We start from the raw sequence: 21,893 nt of genomic DNA, 5'->3' as shown, positions 1-21,893 counted from the left end.
ATTATAGCAAAAGTTAAAGAGGATTTACTTCTTCAACAAAAGCAAATCCTCTTTATTTAAGTTTGAAAACTTGTAAATTCTTATCTGTTGCAGGCTTTTCAGCAATTAGTTTTCCTCTAATCGCCCAGCGATTAACACCACCATCTGCACAAGTAATTAAAGTAACAATATTTTGCTTAGTATTATCAACTAGCCAAACAGCAGTTGGGTCTACAACCTTTTTCATATAAATTCGATAAACATAAATCTTATCAAGATTAGTCAAGTATACTTTTTCACCCAATTTAGTATCTTCAAGTGGCGAAAATAAAACACCCTTGGCCGTCATATAGTGACCTGCTAACGGATAGTTTCCTTTTCCCATGACTTGGTCTGGACGCATTGTACCACCACCAGTTGACATGGCATCGTTACTTAGTCCCTTCATAATTGGAAGATACATTTTTACACTTGGAATTGCGATTGCGCCAATTGCATCAGCAGTATTATTGACCCTTGATTTAGTTACCTTTCCAAAATCAATTTCTTCAACTTTTGAAAAATCGAACATTCCTTTTTTTGCTTGATTTTTTTTAACAGTTTCTTTGTTTAATTTCTTCAAAGCAGTAGTCTGATTTTGTCGAACCATCAAATCTCGGATTTGACTATTAAAAATCATCCCTAAACCAATGATTAATAAAATAATTGCAGCAATTCGAACTATCCAAGCTTTTTTAGAAGTATTTCTTGTTTCTTTTGCCATATTGTCTTTGTCCTCAATTTTATTAATGCTGTTATAAATTCTATCACATTTTGCAAAAAAAATACTAAATCAAGTTAGCTATAATTTATTGAGAGACTACTATATATTTAAAAAAACAAATAAAGACGTACCAATAATACTTGGTACGTCTAGAAGTTACAATTATTTACCTTTTATATCGTCATCGTTCATTTTAAGAACAGCCATAAATGCGTCTTGAGGTACTTCTACTTTTCCGACAGCTTTCATTCTCTTCTTACCACGACGTTGCTTTTCAAGTAATTTAGCTCTTCTATCAGGGTCACCAGTATGAATTTTCCAGGTAACATCTTTACGATATGGTTTAATTGTTGCACGAGAAATAATCTTAGCACCGATAGCACCTTGAATATCTACTTCAAAGTTTTGACGAGGAATTAACTTCTTAAGCATTGTTGTCATTTGACGAGCACGATTTTGTGCTTCTTCACGGTGAGCAATGAAACTAAGAGCATCAATTGGTTCCTTATTAAGAAGCATATCAATCTTAACCAAATCGGTGGCACGATAACCTGTTATCTCATAATCAAGAGAAGCATAACCTTTCGTTGAAGATTTCAATTCATCAAAGAAGTCATAGATAATCTCAGCCAATGGCATATTGTAAATAACATTAACACGGTATTTGTCTAAATAATCCATGGTTACAAATTCTCCGCGTTTTCGTTGACATAATTCCATTACTGGACCAACAAAGTCATTTGGCACCATGACTTCTGCCTTAACATAAGGTTCTTGAACTTCTTTATATTCGCCAGCATCTGGCAAATCTGCTGGGTTATCAATCAATTTAGTTGAGCCATCATTCATAATTGCATGGTAGTCTACACTTGGTGCAGTCATAATTAAATCCATCCCAAATTCTTGCTCAAGTCTTTCTTGCACCACGTCCATGTGAAGCAATCCCAAAAAGCCACAGCGGAAACCAAAACCTAAGGCTTGAGAAGTTTCAGGTTCAAACTCTAAGGCCGCATCATTTAACTGTAATTTTTGCAGTGCTTCTTTTAAATCATCATATTTTTGATTATCAACTGGATACATACCGGAATAAACCATTGGTGGAATTTGACGATAACCAGGAAGTGGTTTTTCAGTTGGATTTTCAGCACTAGTAATCGTGTCCCCAACACGTGTTTCACGAACAGACTTGATATTAGCAGTCAAGTATCCTACGTCACCTGCAATAAGCATATCTTTTTTTACAGGATGCGGGCTTGAAACACCAACTTCTGTCACTTCAAATTCTTTTCCAGTATTCATAATGCGAATCCTATCACCTGGCTTTACAGTTCCTTCTTCAATTCGAACCGATAAAACAACCCCGCGATAATCATCATATTTTGAATCAAAAATTAAGGCCTTCAAAGGAGCATTCAAGTCTCCATTTGGTGCTGGTACCTTTTTAACAATTTCTTCAAGTAGTTCAGGAATACCTTGACCAGTCTTACCAGATACTTCAACAGCATCAGACGCATCAAGTCCAATCATTTCTTCGATTTCATTTTTGCACATCTCAGGATCAGCAGAAGGCAAGTCAATCTTATTAATGACTGGTAAAATCTCTAAATCATCATCAATTGCTAAATAGGTGTTAGCTAAAGTTTGCGCTTGAACACCTTGTGTTGCATCTACTACTAAAAGTGCTCCTTCGCAAGCTGCTAGTGAACGTGAAACTTCATAAGAAAAATCCACGTGTCCTGGTGTATCAATCAAGTGAAAAATATAAGTTTCACCATCTTTAGCATGATACTTTACTTCTACCGAATTAAGCTTAATGGTAATACCACGTTGACGTTCTAATGGCATATCATCAAGTAATTGGTTTTTCATTTGACGTTCAGATACAGTATCGGTTAATTCTAAAATACGATCTGCAATCGTTGACTTACCATGATCAATGTGAGCAACGATTGAAAAATTTCGAATATGTTTTTGATAGTCTTGTAATTTTTTGATATCCATGTTCTCACCTTTTTCGCTCTATTAATTATATCAAAGGCTGATACTTAGATAAAATTCTTAATGTAATATTTTTGAAGATAATTTTTACTAAAAATAAAACGCATATCTCATCCTTCATAGAGATATACGCTTTTAACTTTTATTCTCCGTTTAATTTATCTTTTAAACGTTCAAAAAAGTTCTTTTCTTGAGGTGAAATGTTTCCTCCACCGGCTTTAACATAATCAACTAAAGCTTCTTTTTGCTTATCATTAATCTTCTTTGGAATAACAACCTTAACCGTTACTTCTTGATCTCCATTTCCAGTACCATTAATCTTAGGCACACCTTGACCACGTAACTTAAAGTTAGTATTAGGTTGGGTACCAGCTGGAATGGTTAAATCAACCGGTCCATGAACGGTATTTACGCGGATTTTATCACCTAAAGCTGCTTGAGCGAAAGAAATTGGTGCTTCACTATAAATAGTAGTACCATTTCTTCTAAATTCCTTGCTTGGTTTAACTCTAAAGACAATATACAAATCACCGTAAGGACCACCATTTTTACCTGCTTCACCCTGGCCACTTAAGCGAATTTGCTGCCCATTATCAATACCAGCTGGGACCTTAACTTCGAGGGTTTGCTTTTTATCAATGGTTCCTTTGCCATGACAAGTCTGACATGGATGTTTAATGATCGTGCCACGTCCACCACATTTATCACAGGTGGTTTGCTGCTGAATGACACCAAGTGGCGTTTGACGAGTTACAGTCATGACACCAGTTCCGTGACACTTATCACAGGTAATTGGATGAGTACCTTTCTCAGCACCTGAACCATCACAAGTTGGGCAAACTTCACTTCTTGTATAAGTAATATCTGTTTTCTTACCTTTGATTGCATCCATGAAGTCAATTGTCATTGTATAATCTAGGTCCTGACCTTTTTGAGGAGCAGTTGGATCTACTCGACTTCGTCCACCACCAAAGGCTGAGCCAAAGATATCACCAAAGATATCACCAAAATCACCAAATCCTTGCGATGAATAGCCACCTTGGCCACCAAAGCCACCATAACCTTGACCGCCAAAACCAGCTTGACCGTTTACGCCGGCTTGACCAAATTGATCATATTGAGCCTTTTTTTGCTTATCATGTAGAACCTCGTATGCTTCATTTACTTCTTTGTATTTTTCTTCAGCGCCAGGTTCATGGTTTAAGTCCGGGTGATACTTTTTTGCCAGTTTGCGGTAGGCCTTATTAATGTCGCTTTCACTAGCATTCTTATCAACACCCAGCACATCATAATAATCACGTTGTGCCATCTGAAAACTCCTTCATTCATAAAAGAAAAGAACTACAATCACGCAGTTCTTTTCTTGTTTGATTCAATTATAAATCTTTTTACTTATCAGGGTCTACCTTGTGAAAATCTCCATCAACAGTTGAACCACCTTGACCGTTGCTTGAGCCGTTATCATTGTTTGGTTGACCACCTTGTGCTCCTTGAGGACCTGCTTGACCAGCAGCACCTTGAGCACCACCATTTTGTTGGTAAAGTTTAACAGCTAAATCTTGGGCAGCCTTTGATAAAGCTTCTTTCTTTTCCTTCATTTCATCCAAGTTATTATCTTTTTGAGCTTTCTTTAAAGCATCCAAAGCATCTTGAACATTCTTGGTTTCAGTTTCAGGAACTTTACCCTTAGTTTCCTTCAAAGTCTTCTCAGTGGTGAAGATTAATTGATCTACTTCATTACGTAAATCAACTTCTTCCTTACGCTTCTTGTCTTCTTCGGCATGCTCTTCAGCATCCTTTTGCATCTTCTTGATTTCTTCATCTGATAAACCAGAAGAACTCTTAATGGTAATCTTTTGTTCCTTACCAGTACCCATATCCTTAGCAGATACATTTACAATACCGTTCTTGTCGATATCAAAAGTAACTTGAATTTGTGGAACACCACGTGGTGCTGGTGGAATATCAGTTAATTCAAAACGTCCTAAAGTCTTATCATCTGCTGCCATTGGACGTTCACCTTGAAGAACGTGAACATCAACAGCTGGTTGGTTATCTGCTGCAGTTGAGAAGATTTGGCTCTTTGAAGTTGGGATAGTAGTATTTCTATCAATTAACTTAGTGAAGACTCCACCCATAGTTTCAATACCAAGTGATAATGGAGTAACATCAAGTAAAACGATATCCTTAACATCACCAGAAATAACACCACCTTGAATGGCTGCACCTAAAGCAACAGCTTCATCAGGGTTAATTGAGTGGTCAGGTTCTTTTCCAGCCCATTCCTTAACAGCTTTTTGAACTGCAGGAATACGAGTTGAACCACCATTCAAAATAACTTTGTCGATGTCACTTACGCTTAATCCAGCATCACTCAATGCATTGTCAAAAGCAATCTTAGTCTTTTGAACTAAGTCATCAGTTAACTCATCAAATTTAGCACGAGTTAAATCAGCTTCAAGGTGAAGAGGGCCAGCTTCTCCAGCAGAAATGAATGGAAGTGAAATGTTAGTTGATGAAACGCCAGATAAGTCTTTCTTAGCCTTTTCAGCGGCATCCTTTAAACGTTGTAATGCCATCTTATCATTAGATAAGTCAACGCCATTTTCTTCCTTAAAGTTTTGGATTAACCAATCCATAATTCTCTTATCAAAGTCATCACCACCAAGGTGAGTATCACCATTAGTTGATAATACTTGGAAGACACCATCGCCTAATTGCAAGATGGAAACATCAAAAGTACCACCACCAAGGTCGTATACTAAAACTTTTTCATCATTTTCATCCTTATCAAGACCATATGCTAAAGCTGAAGCAGTTGGTTCGTTGATAATTCTTTGAACATTTAAACCAGCAATCTTACCGGCATCTTTAGTAGCTTGACGTTGTGCGTCATTGAAATAAGCGGGAACTGTAATAACTGCATCAGTTACCTTTTCGCCTAAGTAATCTTCAGAAAACTTTTTAATGTATTGCAAAATAAAGGCTGAAATTTCTTGTGGAGTATACTCCTTGTCGCCAACCTTAACTTTGTAACCTTCTTCACCCATATGACTCTTAATTGAAACAATGGTGTTAGGGTTAGTGATAGCTTGACGTTTAGCAACTTCACCAACTTGAATTTCACCGTTCTTAAAGGCAACTACAGAAGGAGTTGTACGATTACCTTCTGGGTTAGTAATAATCTTAGGTTCTTTACCCTCAAGTACGGCAACAGCTGAGTTAGTCGTACCTAAGTCAATACCAATAACTTTTGACATATATGTAACTTCCTTTCTTATTGAGCCACTACAACCATTGCTGGTCTTAATGTTCTATCTTTATATTGATATCCTTTTTGTAAAACTTTAACTACGTGATCCTTCTGATCATCGTTTTCTGCTGCAACAGTTTGAACAGCTTGATGGAGTGCAGGATCAAAAGTTTCACCCTCGGCTTTAATTTCAGTGATTCCCTGATCTTTCATTGATTTAACTAATGAATCGAGCGTCATCTGAACACCTTTTTGGAGTTGCTTAGCTGCCTCATCATCTGCCTTAACAGCTAACGCGCGTTCTAAGTTATCCATTGCTGGCAAAACTTCTTTAGCAAGGCTTTGAGATTCATATTTAATCAATTGTGCACGCTCTTTTGCATAACGTGCCTGCATATTCTGGATCTCAGCCTCACTACGTAGGTATTTATCTTCAAGATCCTTGTTCTTAGCACTTAATTCAGCGATTTCTTTTTCATAATCTTTTGCTGGATCTTCCTTAACTTCCTCTTTCGAAGCTGCTTTGGGATCTTTCTTTGGTGCCTTATCCGGGGTCACCTCGTCTTTTAAATCTTTTTCATGCGGAAACTCTTCTTTACTCACAGCTAACCTCCTTACTTAAATCTACCATAATAATCTAACAATTTCTTTGCTAGTTCGTTCCTAAAATACTCGAGTAATCCGATCATCTGCGAGTATGGCATGTTAGTTGGTCCAAGTAGTGCTATTGTTCCTTTACCGTACTTACCAACGCTATATTGTGCAGTCAACAAACTATAATCTTCAAGTAAATCTGATTGCAATTCAGAGCCTAACTTAACTTGAACTTTCGACTTTGAATCATTTTTAATTTCATCTTTAGGATTAAAACCAATCAAGCTTGAAATAGCATCATTTTGATCAATTAATTTGTAGAGAGATTTAACTTTAGCTAAATCATCGCTCTCATAATTACTCAAAAGATTAATCTGACCATCTACATACATTTGCTCACTAGCAGCATCCTTAATAACATCTTGAAGCAAATCCAAAATTTCAGGTGCTGAGCCTCCAGCAACCAGATGATCTGCAATTCTCTTAAGTAACACTTCATTAACTGAACTAAGTGGCTTTCCAACTAATTGATCATTAATTAGTCGAACTGCTTTTTCAATCTCTTCCCCATTTGTATGATGCGGTAAAGTATAGATTTGATTCTTTACATTACCGTCATCCGTAACTAATATTGCCATCACTTGATGGCTTGAAAGAGGAACGATCCTAAAACCAGTTACTTTAACCGAACGAGTTTCGGGACCTGCGGCAAAAGCAGTGTAATTAGTTAAATCAGACAGAATTTTTGCAGCTTCTTGTACGATTTCATTAACTTGTTGAAAGGGTTGGTCTAATTGATAAATAATTCGGTTATAGACGGATGCTGGTATCTTTACTGGATTAATCAAATGATCTAAGTAATATCGATAACCAGCAGTCGAAGGAATTCTCCCACTTGAAGAGTGAGTCTTTTCAAGCAGTCCCTTTTCTTCTAGTGCCGCCATTTCATTTCGAACTGTAGCACTTGAGACCTTGACAGGCAGTTGATTCATCACGGTCTTAGAACCTACCGGCTCATGAGACTGAGTAAAGTCCATGATAATAGTCTTTAAAATAAGTTCTTGCCGTTCAGTCAACATTTTCTCGCCCCCATCATTAGCACTCTTCTTTCTCTTGTGCTAACAATTAATATGATACCATAACTTAGCAATTGTTCAAGTAGAGTGCTAATTAAATTTATTTTTTATAAAAAAAGCAAGCAACAAGTGCTTGCCTTAATTATTTAATTGGTAATCTAATTACAGTTTTAAGCCTTTCAGTCTTAGTTCTTCTTGGATCGCTTAAATATATTTCATGATGATAACGTGGATTTTGAATATCTATCTGATAATTTTCTTTTTTTACAAATTGATGCATCTCTTCAATTGTGGCAGGCTCATTATCATAACTACCGGTGTGCATTATCTGAACACAAAGTCCCTCATCATAAGTAAAAAATTTGGCTTGAGAGAAATCTTGTTTTTTCTTCTCAGTAGCTGTCTTAATTGCCCAATCAAATTCTTTCTTTGTAACAAAATCCGGCAATCGAATCATTGATATCCAGGCAAAATTTTCTTTATGAGCATAATCAATCTTCTGCTGATCTTTTGACCACCATAATCCTTCAAGTGGTGGCACTACATAATCGAAGTATCCTGGAATTTTATGCTCACCTTTTTTACTCATCTTGATAGTATAAGCAAGTCCATAAAGTAATCCTAAAGCCTTTTGATAAGTCCCATCTTCCTGATTAGGGTCTCCACTTCCTGAAACTGCAATATAATTCATTTTAGGGACCCTAATAATTTCAGGCTGCTTTTTAGGATGATACAAATTTTTATATTCTTTTTTATAATCAAATGCCATTTTTATTCTCTCTATATCGTTTACTAATCAACTATCTTTAATTCTATCCGTTTACTTGCTACTTGACTAATAAAATACTCATCATGTTCAACTAACAACATTGCTGGCTTTGTCTTTCTTAAAACATCAATTAATTGATCTTGGTTAAACACATCCAGGTAATTTGCTGGTTCATCCCATAGATAAAAGTCTGCCTCTTCAACTAATGACTTAGCAATGGATACTCTTTTTTGCTGACCAATGCTCATTTCTTCAATTCTCGTCTCAAAACTTGATCTAGGAAAGCCCATTTTCCTAAGTACATTAAGTATTTTCTCATAAGACAAATGTTCCTTTTGAGAAAATTCTGCCAAAGTACCTGAATACTCTACGAAGTCTTGTGGTAAATAGGAAACCCTTAAGCCATTAGTTAAATTTAAAATTCCTTGATAAGTTACATCTGTACTCTTATTTAAAATGCTTTTCAAAAAAGTAGACTTTCCGGCTCCATTTTTACCTTCAAGGGAAACAATCCCTCGATTTCTAATGATTAAATTTAAGTCTTTAAATAACTTTTTATCTTTAACTTTTAGATCTAAATGTCGAGTCTCTAATAAAGTCGAATGATAATTTGGTTGAAAATTCATCTCTAATTCTGGTACAGATTCAACATTTGTCATTAAGCCCTTTCTATCCTGAATATCTTTATCCATTCTTCTTTCAATGTTCTTAGATCTTTTCATTATTTTAGCCGCTTTATGACCAAAAAAACCTTTATTAATATCTGCATGAATCTCATTTTTATGGGCACTAGCTTTTTTATTATTCTCTGATTGAAGTGAATATCCTTTAATGCGCTGTCTACTTTCATTTAAAGCTTTGATTTGACCACGAAGTTTTTCATTTTTCTCCTGATTAAATTTATCACGCTTTTCTTTAGTATCTTCATAACTAGCATAATTTCCCTGATATAAATGAATCTCTGTATGTTCAATTGCAAGAATATGATTAGTTATCTGATTTAGAAAATCTCGATCATGACTTACAACAATATAGCCTTGTGAATGCTTTTGCAAATATCTAACCACTTGTATTCGCGACTTTTCGTCTAAATGATTAGTTGGCTCATCAATAAGAGGAAAAGCATCCTTATTAATAAAAGATAGAGCTAACAACACCTTGGTCTGTTCTCCTCCACTTAGAGTATTAAAAGGTTGCCAAATAAGATTAGTGTCTACTTGCATTAAATTCAATTCACGTTCAAGTTCCCATTGGTCAAATTGAACGTGTTCTTCTAAAGCATAGAGAGTCAATTGTTCTTTATTTTTCACATTAAGAGGAAAGTAATTAAATTCAAGTTTAGATTGAATTGCTCCTGTTCCTTGCAGTTTTCCTTGTAACAGATTCAAAAAAGTTGTTTTTCCTCTACCATTTCTGCCGACAAGCCCTAATTTCCAACTACTATCCAAATCTAAGTTTAGATTATTAAAAATATTTTCAATACTATCTGAATACTTAAAAGAAAGGTTTGAAATCTTAATATTGCTCATATAATCACCTCACGAAAAAAGCCTACACTCTTGACAAGTGTAGACTTTCTCCTCATTAAGCAAAAAAGAAGATATCCCATCTACGTTTAATCTTGTCAAAAGCGCACAGTCGTCCCTTATAAAAGAGAAAATATTTATTAAAATTCAACTATGCTATTTTGCAAGATTAAAAACGCAATGGCGTAACCTTCTTTCAATATTAGATTTCAATTGATAAAGATATTATATCACATCAATTATAATTTAAATAATTATTTTTCTAAATCATAAAAATACTGCTTAATATTTCGCTTATCTTGATCCAGTTGACGTGATAATTCTTCTATTCCAGAAAATTTTTTATTTGAACGAATAAACTTGTACCAAGATAAAGTCAATGGCTTACCATAGGCTTCTTCATCAAAATTGAAAATATTGGTTTCAATTGTTAAGCCGTGATTTGTTTTAAAAGTTTCATTATAGCCAACACTAGTCATTGCATCATGCCATTTTCCATTTATTTTAGCTCTAGTGGCATAAACCCCTTCAGCAGGTAAAACTTTAGCACCAGAAATTTCGAGATTGGCCGTTGGAAATCCAATTTTATGTCCTCTTCTAAAACCATGAACAATGATACCTGAGGTTTCATATGGCTGGCCAAGTAAAGCTGCAGCTAATTCAACATTTCCATGTTGGATGGCCTTTCTAATATAGGTGGAACCAACTTTAATCTTATCAATTGATTGCTTAGGCTCCACCATAATTTGAAACCTGCCTTGTGCAAACTTAGGTAGATTTTCTACATTAGCAATATCTTTTGGACCATATGTATAATCAAAACCTACAACAACTGTATCTGCTTTGAGTTTCATAATTACTTGATCAACAAAATCTTGCGGTTTAAGCTGACTAAATTTTTTAGTAAATTTAATAATTACTAAATAATCTACCCCCAGCTTTTCCATCTTTTGTTCTTTTTCGCGGGCTGTTTCTAAATAGACAAATTTATGATCATTTTTGTATATCTCTTTAGGATGCTTATCAAAAGTCATTACCATTAACGGCAACTTCTTCTCCTTGGCTATTAATTTTGCATCCTTAATAAGTTTCTGATGTCCAATATGCACCCCATCAAAAAAACCTAACGTTAAGATTACCTTTTGCTTTGTGATAGGTGCAGAGATCGGATAATCTAATGTTATTACTTTCATTTTTTACTCTCGCTATTCATTTTTTAAAAGCATCATCTCAGGGCGATAGATTTTTCCTTGTCGCCGATAAATAGCTTTTATATGACCATTATAAACCAAAGCGACCTTAGCATAACTGGTATTTAAACTAATGCTTGCACCGTTTGAAACCCGTTTAAATTGATCTGGCGAAAGTTGAAGTTGAGGTAATTCAGCAAAAAAGCTATCAATTGGCTGAAGCCATTTTCCTGGAGTATCTATTTCTGCTTCAATTGTTTCTAAATCTACAGCTTGATTTAAGTCATAGCCTGAACTACTAGTTCGCGTAAGACTAGTCATTACAGCAGGTACACCTAATTCTTCACCTAAATCATTTACTAATGACCTGACATAGGTTCCTTTAGAACAGCGAATTGCAAAATTAAAGCTTTCTGTTTTTTCCAATGGATCATATTCTGGATCTTGTGTTAATTCATAGCTATAAACATTGACTTTTCGCTTGGGACGTTCAACTGGAATATTTTCCCGAGCATATTCATAAAGCCTTTTACCATTTACTCTTACAGCTGAATAAATTGGCGGTACTTGCTCAAGCTTTCCTGTCAACTTTTCCATGCCAGCAATAATTTCATTACTTGTAAACGGAGTATTTATTTTTTCTTCAGCAATAGTTTTACCATCTAAATCATAACTATCAGTAGCTCGCCCAAACATTCCGCTTCCAATATAGGATTTAGGTTTTTCATGCATTAATTCAATCAATTTCGTCGCTTGACCAATAGCAATTGGTAATACGCCATTAACTTCAGGATCAAGCGTCCCAGCATGTCCGATTTTTCTAATTTGAAGTATCTTTCTTAATTTATAAACACAATCACTGCTTGTTACTCCACGTGGCTTATTTACTACTACAATTCCATTTAGCATATCTTAATCTCCAAAATAAAAGACGCCTTTCGGCGCCTTTTTACTTATTCTTATTTTCACGTTCTTGATCTTGCTTCTTTACTTGGTTGATTAAATTATCAATCTTTGAACCATAAGCAACAGAAGTATCACGTTTAAAAATCAACTCAGGAACTTTATAAACAGTCAAAGTTTGACCAAGCAAGTGACGCATCATTCCTTTTGCCTTATCAAGTCCTTCAGCTACTTCCTTTTCCTTTGCTGGATCTTCGGTCAACAAGCTGTAATAAATAGTTGCATATGACAAATCATTTGTACATTCTACAGCTGTAATAGTAATATCACTTAAACGTGGATCACGAATATCTTTACGTAAAATTTTAGTTAGTTCACGTAAGATCTCGCCTTCTACACGACCAATTCTATGTTTCATAATTAAGCTCCTTTTTGTGAAAAAAGATGCCTATTTAACAGGTACCTCTTGCATTTCGTAGGCTTCAAGTTGATCGTCAACCTTGATATCATTGAAGTTTTCAATGGTGATACCACAATCGAATCCTTGCTTAACTTCCTTAACGTCATCCTTGAAACGCTTAAGAGATGCAACTTTTCCATCATATTTAACAATACCGTCACGAATTACACGGATACCGGAATCTCTAGTAACATATCCATTATCAACAAAAGCACCAGCAATTGTTCCGATCTTAGATACCTTCCAAGTTTCACGTACAGTTAAGTTTCCAGTAACCTTTTCTTCGTATGTAGGTTCAAGCATACCCTTCATAGCAGCTTCAACATCGTCCATAACCTTGTAAATAATGTTATAAAGACGAATATCTACACCTTCAGCATCTGCTTGACTCTTAGCAGTATTAGTTGGTCTAACATTAAATCCAACAATAAATGCATTTGAAGCACCAGCTAAGGTAACATCAGATTCATTGATTGCACCAACACCAGAGTGAATAATGTTAACTCTTACGCCTTCAACTTCAATCTTTTCAAGAGATTGTTGCAATGCTTCAGCTGAACCTTGAACATCGGCCTTAAGAACGATGTCAACTTCCTTCATGTTTTCTTTCTTCATTGTGTCAAACAAATTATCCAAAGTAACATGTTGGACATTCTCACGTTGTTTCTCTAAAGCATTCTTAGCGCGTTGCTCACCAACACTTCTAGCTGTCTTTTCATCTTCAAAGACTACTAACTTATCAGCTGCTTCTGGAACATCATTCAATCCAGTAATTTCAACAGGAGCAGATGGAGTTGCCTTTTTGACTCTACGTCCCTTATCGTTAGTCATAACACGAACACGACCAAACGTATCGCCAACAACAATTGGATCTCCAACCTTCAAAGTACCTTGTTGAACCAAAACATCGGCAACTGAACCGCGTCCTTTATCAAGACGAGCTTCAATTACAGTACCAATCGCCTTTTGATCAGGATCAGCTTTAAGTTCCATAACATCGGCTTGAAGCAAGATCATTTGCAAGAGTTCTTCAACATTTTTACCTGTCTTAGCAGAAATCTTAACAAAGATTGTATCGCCGCCCCAGTCTTCAGGAACTAAGCCATATTTCATAAGTTGTTCCATTACATGATCTGGATTTGCACCTGGCTTATCAATCTTGTTAACAGCAACGATAATTGGCACACCAGCACTCTTAGCATGGTCAATAGCTTCAATTGTTTGTGGCATTACACCATCATCTGCTGCAACTACTAAAACAACAATGTCAGTAATTTCAGCACCGCGAGCACGCATGTTAGAAAAGGCTGCGTGTCCTGGAGTATCTAAGAAAGTAATCAAACGATCATCGATTCGTACTTGGTAAGCACCAATCTTTTGAGTAATACCACCTGCTTCATGTTCAGAAACATTAGTATGACGTAATCTATCAAGTAAAGTGGTCTTCCCATGGTCAACGTGACCCATGATTGTAACAACTGGAGGACGCTTTTCTTGATGCTTAGAAGCTTTTGATTCTTCCATTTCTTTAGTGTACAAAGTATCAATATCTGAAATATCTTCATGCACTTTTTCTTGTGCTTCAATACCATATTCAGCTGCTAGGAGTTCAATAGTATCTTTGTCCAAAGACTGATTTTGGTTAGTCATGACACCAAGCATAAAGAGCTTCTTAACAATTTCAGCAGGCTCCCTATGAAGAAGTTTTCCTAAATCTTGAGCATTCATGCCTTCTTCATAAACCAATGTTTCTGGCAATGGACGTTCCTTTCTTTGCGTTGGTTGCTTTTTAATTTCTTTACTTTGATTAATACGCTTATTTTTCTTATTTCTACGGCGACGTGCCTTATCAGAATGTTCGCTTCTTTCGCGTTCATAATCTGGCACTTCACGTTTCTTACGAGTAAAGTCTTTTTTGCGAGTTGGTTTTGTTTCTTCTTTTTGAGGAGCAGGTACAACTGGAGCAATTGGTTCTACCTTCTTCACAGTAGGTCTCTTTGCCTTATTTCTTGCCGGCGATGGTTTAATAATCTTTGGACCAACTGGTTTTTGTGAAGCTTGTACACGAGCTTTAACAGCTGCAGCTCCTTCAAGTTTTTCTTCTTTTGGCTTACGAGTATTTTCCACTTTTTTAACCTTTGATCTTTGAGGATTTTGTTCTTGATGCCATTTACGGCGGGAAGCTTCAGTCTGAGCGTTTAATTCACTAGCTTCAGCTCGTTGCTTTTTCTTAAATTTATTCAATAAATCACGTGCTGCAGATTTAGCTTCTGTTTGCGGTTTATTTCGTTCAGCACGACGATCATTTTGTTGTTTTTTAAATTTATTGTTTCTGCGTTTATTATTACCATGGCGATTATCGTGATCATTTTTATTATCACGACGACGAATTGCACCTACAGAAACCTTTATTTTTGTTTTTTCTTTACGACTTGAATTTTTCGAATCCTTTTCAGTAGATGGCTTAGTAGTATTAGCAGACTTAAAACTATCTACTAACTTAGAGACTTGCTTATCATCTAGGGAGGACATGTGGCTCTTTACATCAAAACCCAAATCTTGTGCCTTTTTTACAACAATTTTGTTTTCAATGCCTAATTCTTTCGCTACTTCATAAATACGCTTTTTAGCCATCAAATCACACTCCTTCGTTTAAATTCTTTATCATTGCTTTGCTGAAGCCTGCATCTGTAACAGAAACTAATTTTCTTTCTTTTCCAAGTGCCTGTGTTATTTCAGCGCTAGAAAATACATCAACTAATTTAACATCTTTTTTACGCATCAAAAAAGCAAGCTTATCTTTAGTATTCTGACTCACATCACTACCAACAAAAATTAACTTTGCTTGATTTTTGCTTAAAGATATTTTTACTGCATCAAATCCTGTTGCTAGCTTTCCAGCTTTTTGCGCTAATCCAAGTAAATTCAAAGTTTTTTGTTTGTTGTGCAAAATTATTTATCACCAAACAATTCTTTTCTTGCTTTTTGATGATCAACATATGCATAAAGATCATCATAAAAGTCAGCTGAAACTTTAACACCTAGGCTCTTTTCTAAAACCTGATTTTTTTTCGCTTCTGCGATCTTATCGGGCTCTAAAGATACATAGGCTCCTCGACCTGACTTCTTTCCAGTTGGATCCACTGAAATATTTTTATCCTTGTCAACAACTACGCGGACTAATTCTTTTTTAGGTTGCATAGTATTAGTCAATAGATCCTTACGCATTGGAATTTTTCTTTTTTTCAAAGAAAGTCACCTATTCCTCATCTTTATCTGCATCATCATCTAATGCTGAATCAACATCTTCCCCATTTGGAAAATCTTCGCTTGAATCTTCTTCTAGTTGTTCAGCAGTAGATTCTGTTGCTTCTTCATTTGATACATTACTATCATCGATATCTTGATCTGTTTCAACGTCATCGCCTTCAGAATCGACAAACTCAACTTGAGATTCTGGCTTAATGTCAATCTTATAACCTGTCAAACGAGCAGCAAGGCGAACATTCTGTCCACGTTTTCCGATAGCTAAAGACAATTGGTAATCAGGAACAATTACTAGGGCATTCTTGTCATCATCATCACCACTAAATTGAACTGCAATTACTTCTGCAGGATTCAAAGCGTTGGCAATAAAATCAGATGGATTCTCTTCGTATTTTACAACGTCGATATTTTCTCCGCCTAATTCATTAACAATATTTTGAACACGAGTACCCTTTGGTCCTACTAAGGTCCCAACTGGATCAATATCAGGATCATTACTCTTAACTGCAATCTTAGTTCTGTCTCCAGCTTCACGAGCAATTGATACAATCTCAACGGTTCCATCATAAACTTCTGGAACTTCTTGTTCAAAGAGACGTTTTACTAAATCAGGTGCAGTTCTAGAAACTGTAATTTGAGCTCCTTTTGAATCTGACCCTACTCTAGTTACTAAAACACGAACTTTATCTTGAGGGTTGTAATTTTCACCTGGTAATTGATCATTATGTGTCATTACGGCTTCAACATTACCGATCTTTACGTAAACAAAGCGATTGTCACGTCTTTCAACCGTACCAGTAACGATTTCATCCTTATATTGAGAATATTCACTAATAATATGTTCTCTTTCAGCTTCACGCAAACGTTGCATAATAACTTGCTTAGCAGTTTGTGCAGCTAAACGACCGAAATCTTTAGGAGTTACTTCAAAGCGAATTTCATCGCCAACTTCATACGCACGATTAATTTCAAGTGCATCTTTAAGACTTACTTCAAGACGACTATCTTGAACTTCATCAACAACTGTCTTAATTGCATTAACCTTGAAGTTACCCTTCTTTTCATCAAAAACAACTTCAACATTTTGAGCTTGATTATAATTTTTCTTATATGCAGCTACTAAGGCAGCCTTAATTGCATCAACAATAATTTCTTGCTTGATGCCTTTTTCTTTTTCTAAGGTTGCAAAAGCTTCCACCATTTCTTTAGACATAAGTTTTTGATCATCCTTTCTAAAATTCAACTGCAAAGCGACTAGAAGCAATTACCTTTCGAGGAATTGTTATTTCTTTGCGTCGTGTTTTGATCTTTACTTCTAAGACGATCTGATTTTGATTGAGATCTTTTAAAGTACCTTCATAAGTCTTTTCTCCATCAATTTTTTGATAAAGACTAACATGAATGTATGATCCTTTGGCGCGCTCCCAATCTTTTTCATTTTTAATTGGACGCTCTAAACCAGGAGATGAAAGCTCTAAAATATACGGCTCAGGAAAAGGATCAGGATCTAATTCATCTAGCTTTTCTGATACCAATTCACTCAAATTTGCGATCTCTTCAATATCGATTCCGCCTGGGCGACGATCAACATAAATGCGAAGATAATATTGCTTCTTTTCCTTTACATATTCAACATCGACCAGTTCATCACCTCTTGCTTCAGCTAAAGGCGTAACTACGTCTGCCACCAATTCGGTAACCTTTGTCAAATCTCTTCCTCCGTAATAAAAAGAGTGAGCATTACTGCTCACTCGAATTTGCTATTCGAACTTCGTTCTTAGAATAGCATATTTACTAATATTTGTAAATTAACACACTAAAATAGTGATAATTGATTTTGATCTGGCATCCCTTCAAGAACTCCATTGTTCTCAAAGTATTCCATTATTGTTTGTGATACTTTCCCTCGTGTTGCAAGATCTTCCTTTGAAAGAAACTTCTGCTCTGCGCGCGCAGCAACAATTTGCTTAGCAGCATTATCACCTAAACCTGGAACTGCATTAAATGGAGCTAGAATAGTATGATCATCAATAATCTTAAAGTCCATTGCTTCAGATTCATTCACATCGACCATCTTAATCTTTATACCACGTTCTAAACATTCATTTGCAATTTCAAGAACAGTAAGTAACGACTTATCCTTAGCAGAAACGTCCATTCCTTTATCTTGGATTTCCTTCATTGCAGCCTTTACTGTGTTCTTTCCATGACTCATTGCAACTAAATCAAACAAATCAGCCCGAACTGAGAAATAAGAAGCATAATAAATTACTGGATAATATACCTTAAACCAAGCAATTCTAAGTGCCATTAAGATATAGGCTGTAGCATGGGCCTTAGGGAACATATACTTAATCTTCAAACAAGAAGGAATGTACCAGTCAGGAATCTTATCATTTTTCTTCAGAATTTCCATGTTTTCATCACTAATTCCCTTACCATGACGTACAGATTCCATTGTAAAGAAAGCAACTTCTGGTTTTACTCCCCAGTGAATTAAGTCCATCATGATGTTATCACGACAACCAATTACGTTCTTTAACTTGCAAGTTCCGTTATTAATTAAATCTTCTGCATTTCCTAACCATACATCAGTCCCGTGAGACAAACCTGAAATCTGCAACAATTCTGAAAAAGTGGTTGGCTTTGTTTCTTCAAGCATTCCTCGAACAAATTTTGTACCAAATTCTGGAACACCCAAAGTACCAGTCTTTGACTGAATTTGCTCAGGAGTAACACCTAAAATTTTGGGACTTGAAAATAAGGACATTACTCCTGGATCATCAGGCGGAATAGTTAATGGGTCAATTCCTGATAAATCTTGCAGCATTCTGATCATAGTTGGGTCATCATGCCCTAGAATATCAAATTTCAAAATATTATCGTGAATAGAGTGGAAATCAAAGTGCGTTGTAAGCCAAGCTGCACTTAAATCATCAGCAGGATACTGCACAGGAGTAAAGTCATAAATATCCATATCATCGGGAACAACAACAATTCCAGCTGGGTGCTGACCAGTTGTTCTCTTCACCCCGGAAGCACCGGCAGCTAAACGATCAAGCTCAGCATTTCTTAAATGCAATTCATTTTCATCTTCATAATGCTTTACATATCCATAAGCTGTCTTATCAGCAACAGTCGCAATTGTACCAGCCCTAAATGAATTATCTGGACCAAACATCACACGAATATAGTTATGAGCTACTGGCTGATAGTCTCCAGAGAAGTTCAAATCGATATCCGGAACCTTATCTCCGTGGAAGCCTAAGAAAGTGGCAAAGGGGATGTCCTGCCCATCTTTTACTAAAGGAGTTCCACACTTCGGACAATTTTTATCAGGTAAGTCGTAGCCAGAACCATATTCCCCATTTTCAAAAAATTTAGAATATTTACATTTAGGACAACGATAGTGTGGAGCCAAAGGATTTACTTCGGTAATTCCAGACATTGTTGCTACCAAACTAGAACCAACTGATCCACGAGAACCTACCAAATAACCATCTTTATTTGATTTGGCAACAAGACGCTGAGAAATAAGATAAATAACAGCATATCCATTAGAAATAATCGAATTTAATTCGAGTTCAATTCTATCTTCTACAATCTTAGGTAGTGGTTTTCCATATAATTCATAAGCCTTGTTGTAAGTCAGGTCTTTCATTTCTTGATCTGCATTCTCAATATGTGGCGGATATAAACCACTCTTAATAGGAGCAATTTCTTCAATTTGATCTGCTAATTTATTTGTATTCTCAATTACAATCTCTTTAGCAACATCTTCTCCTAAAAAGCTGAAAGCATCCAACATTTCCTGCGTAGAATAAAAATGCAAATCAGGTAATTTCTTATTACGATTAGGATTTGACTTTTGCGCAGCTAATAAAATTTTACGATAGATGGCCTCATGGGGTTCAACATAATGCGAGTCACCAGTTGCAACAACTGGCTTATTCAATTCTTTACCTAATTTATAAATATTTTGAATAATCTCATGCAATTCATCTTCATCTTTAATCAAATCATCGTCGATTAGCGTTTGATAAGCTGCAGGTGGCTGCACTTCAAGATAATCATAAAAGCGGGCTTTCTCACGCGCCTCATCATATCCTTTTTGCATCATTGAGATGAACACATCGCCCTGCCAGCAGCCACTGCCAAACAATAGTCCTTTATGATATTTTCTTAATTCGGATTTAGGCGTTCTAGGTATACGATAAAAGTATTTCGTACTTGCTAGTGAAACAAGCTTATACATATTCTTTAAGCCTTCTTGATTCAAAGCAAGAACACTCATATGGCTAGGCTTAGCTCTCTTGTATACTTGACCATACTTCGCATAGTCATTCATTTTACCTAAATCTGCTTCATGGAAGCGAGCATTAAAAGCATCAAGTAACTTAAACATCAAATATCCTGTAGCTTCGGCATCTTGATTAGCTCGGTGGTGATGTTCCAAAACAACATTATACTTTTTGGCTAGCGAATCAAGAGTATGTCGAGTCTGCTCAGGATGCAACAGTCTTGAAACTTCAAGGGTATCAACAACAGGTTGAGAAATTTCATCTAAGCCTGCACGACGTAAAGCAGCGTTTACAAAACCTACGTCAAACTGAACATTGTGACCACATAAAGGACGGTCTCCATAGAAATCTTTGAATTTCTTGATTACATCCTTTTCATCGTCAGCTGCTCCAACCATTTCATCGGTAATTGATGTCAAATTAATAGTAGTATCACTTAAAGGATGATGAGGATTAATAAACTCATCAAATCTTTCAAGCACCTCACCATTTTTCATCTTAACAGCACCAATTTCGATAATAGTGTCATAGACAGATGAAAGACCTGTCGTTTCAACATCAAAAATCACATATTCACGATCACGATAATCCATTTCAGTAGGATTAAGCACGAGCAAAGCATGATCATCAATCATATTAGCTTCATATCCATACAGAATCTTCATCTTCTCACTTGCACCGGTATGATATGCTTCTGGGAATGCTTGAACATCAGCATGATCAGTTATTGCAATTGCTTTTTGACCAAATTTTTTAGCGGTTTTAATAAAATCACTAGCAGTACTAGTTGCGTCTAATTGACTCATATTTGTATGAAGGTGCAGTTCAACTCGTTTTTCTTCTCCCTCATACTTTTCTTCTCGACCCTTATGTTCAATTAATTCTAGGTTACGAATATTAAAAACAACATCGTGCTGATATTGGTCGTCAGCTGCATAACCTTGCATACGAGCCCAAACGCCAGGCTTGATTTCTTTTAGATAATCAATCTGCTCCTTATCAGAAACAAATTTTTTAAAGCTGATTGAATCAGTATAGTCAGTTATTTCACCTGTAAAAATTACGCTTCCGGATTTTAATTCATGAATATCGGTATTAAAGATGTGACCTTCGATAGCTACATTGCCGCTTCCATCTTCCAAATCTTTAATCTGAATAAACTTAGCCTTTTTATCAACTTTATTACTACCCATTCTTGTACTTTTAACAGGCATCTTTTTCTTAGGTTCAGCAGGTTGTTTTTCATAGAATTCTTGCATTGCTGATTCATGTTGAGCCTGCACTTGTTCTAAGCTTTTTAGATTTTCATCAATATTTGTTTCATCGACCTTGGTAGTAAACTTGATATTAAAAAAGCCATATCTTCTAAATTCACTATTAAGTTCTGCTAAAACTTGCTCGGAAAGAAGCCCATTCACAACATTGTTTTGAGTTGGAATCAACCATTTTTCTTTTTCTAAATATGGGGCTTGTCCTTGTAAAAATTCCCGAACTGCAGGTTTCAAATTAGTCGAATTTTGAATTGCATATGTCCAATATTCTGGTAAATTCTTACTACTTCCATCCTTGGTCCGGACTATTAATTCAACATTCACAAAAGGTTCAAATGTCTGATGAATAAGTTCATTAAGAGAACGATAAGTTTCAAAATCTAGTGGTGTATCAAAAAAAACGTGGATTTTCCACTTTCTTTCATTAGCGTATACATCCACGTTTTCAATTTCACCATTTTGGACAATATCGTTATCTTCAAACTTATCAGGAAACTTGATTTGATCTAATAGTTTTTTGAAAAGTTCGTTTTTATTTGCCAC

Annotated in this window: 17 protein-coding genes; all 17 read right to left on the bottom strand. The window is 35.8% G+C overall.

Translation table 11 applies throughout. The features are described from left to right. Positions 1 to 52: 52 nt before the first annotated feature. Positions 53 to 742 (bottom strand): class A sortase, encoded by a 690-nt coding sequence (locus LGAS_RS04060; protein WP_003647469.1) that lies wholly within the window; start codon positions 740 to 742, stop codon positions 53 to 55. Between the two features lie 162 nt (positions 743 to 904). After that, positions 905 to 2,743, bottom strand: coding sequence for a translation elongation factor 4 (lepA, locus tag LGAS_RS04055; protein ID WP_003647470.1), 1,839 nt, complete (start codon positions 2,741 to 2,743; stop codon positions 905 to 907). A 139-nt stretch (positions 2,744 to 2,882) separates the two neighbouring features. Then, on the bottom strand, positions 2,883 to 4,049 hold the full coding sequence (gene dnaJ / locus LGAS_RS04050; protein WP_003647471.1) for a molecular chaperone DnaJ: 1,167 nt from the start codon (positions 4,047 to 4,049) through the stop codon (positions 2,883 to 2,885). Between the two features lie 79 nt (positions 4,050 to 4,128). After that, positions 4,129 to 6,000, bottom strand: coding sequence for a molecular chaperone DnaK (gene dnaK / locus LGAS_RS04045; protein WP_003647472.1), 1,872 nt, complete (start codon positions 5,998 to 6,000; stop codon positions 4,129 to 4,131). Positions 6,001 to 6,017: 17 nt separating this feature from the next. Continuing rightward, entirely contained in the window at positions 6,018 to 6,596 is a 579-nt protein-coding gene (grpE, locus tag LGAS_RS04040; RefSeq protein ID WP_003647473.1) for a nucleotide exchange factor GrpE, read from the bottom strand. A gap of 11 nt (positions 6,597 to 6,607) precedes the next feature. Beyond that, a complete protein-coding gene (gene hrcA / locus LGAS_RS04035; protein WP_003647474.1) occupies positions 6,608 to 7,666 on the bottom strand; it encodes a heat-inducible transcriptional repressor HrcA in 1,059 nt (352 codons plus the stop codon). Positions 7,667 to 7,805: 139 nt separating this feature from the next. Beyond that, on the bottom strand, positions 7,806 to 8,432 hold the full coding sequence (locus LGAS_RS04030; RefSeq protein ID WP_003647475.1) for a GyrI-like domain-containing protein: 627 nt from the start codon (positions 8,430 to 8,432) through the stop codon (positions 7,806 to 7,808). Positions 8,433 to 8,455: 23 nt separating this feature from the next. Continuing rightward, positions 8,456 to 9,961, bottom strand: a complete 1,506-nt coding sequence (abc-f, locus tag LGAS_RS04025; protein ID WP_003647476.1) for a ribosomal protection-like ABC-F family protein — start codon at positions 9,959 to 9,961, stop codon at positions 8,456 to 8,458. 251 nt (positions 9,962 to 10,212) lie between these two features. Next, complete coding sequence (gene ribF, locus LGAS_RS04020; RefSeq protein ID WP_003647477.1) at positions 10,213 to 11,151, bottom strand: riboflavin biosynthesis protein RibF; 939 nt, start codon at positions 11,149 to 11,151, stop codon at positions 10,213 to 10,215. A 12-nt stretch (positions 11,152 to 11,163) separates the two neighbouring features. Beyond that, positions 11,164 to 12,057 carry a tRNA pseudouridine(55) synthase TruB gene (gene truB, locus LGAS_RS04015; RefSeq protein ID WP_003656341.1) on the bottom strand — a complete coding sequence of 298 codons (894 nt, stop codon included), beginning with the start codon at positions 12,055 to 12,057 and terminating at the stop codon, positions 11,164 to 11,166. A 40-nt stretch (positions 12,058 to 12,097) separates the two neighbouring features. After that, complete coding sequence (locus LGAS_RS04010) at positions 12,098 to 12,469, bottom strand: ribosome-binding factor A (protein ID WP_003647478.1); 372 nt, start codon at positions 12,467 to 12,469, stop codon at positions 12,098 to 12,100. Positions 12,470 to 12,499: 30 nt separating this feature from the next. Beyond that, the gene (infB, locus tag LGAS_RS04005) at positions 12,500 to 15,145 is read right to left on the bottom strand and encodes a translation initiation factor IF-2 (protein ID WP_003647479.1); all 2,646 of its coding nucleotides are present in this window, start codon (positions 15,143 to 15,145) and stop codon (positions 12,500 to 12,502) included. A 4-nt stretch (positions 15,146 to 15,149) separates the two neighbouring features. Continuing rightward, entirely contained in the window at positions 15,150 to 15,461 is a 312-nt protein-coding gene (locus tag LGAS_RS04000) for a L7Ae/L30e/S12e/Gadd45 family ribosomal protein (protein ID WP_011678875.1), read from the bottom strand. Positions 15,462 to 15,463: 2 nt separating this feature from the next. Then, positions 15,464 to 15,760: an RNase P modulator RnpM gene (rnpM, locus tag LGAS_RS03995; RefSeq protein WP_003650351.1), complete on the bottom strand. Its 297-nt coding sequence runs from the start codon at positions 15,758 to 15,760 to the stop codon at positions 15,464 to 15,466. 10 nt (positions 15,761 to 15,770) lie between these two features. Next, entirely contained in the window at positions 15,771 to 16,991 is a 1,221-nt protein-coding gene (nusA, locus tag LGAS_RS03990) for a transcription termination factor NusA (RefSeq protein WP_025012233.1), read from the bottom strand. A gap of 19 nt (positions 16,992 to 17,010) precedes the next feature. Beyond that, entirely contained in the window at positions 17,011 to 17,487 is a 477-nt protein-coding gene (rimP, locus tag LGAS_RS03985; RefSeq protein ID WP_003647482.1) for a ribosome maturation factor RimP, read from the bottom strand. A gap of 107 nt (positions 17,488 to 17,594) precedes the next feature. Beyond that, entirely contained in the window at positions 17,595 to 21,893 is a 4,299-nt protein-coding gene (locus LGAS_RS03980; protein ID WP_011678873.1) for a PolC-type DNA polymerase III, read from the bottom strand.

Source organism: Lactobacillus gasseri ATCC 33323 = JCM 1131 (assembly GCF_000014425.1).
Lineage (GTDB): Bacteria > Bacillota > Bacilli > Lactobacillales > Lactobacillaceae > Lactobacillus > Lactobacillus gasseri.
Note: the sequence above shows the minus strand (reverse complement) of the source record. Positions and strands in the feature narration are given on the sequence as shown.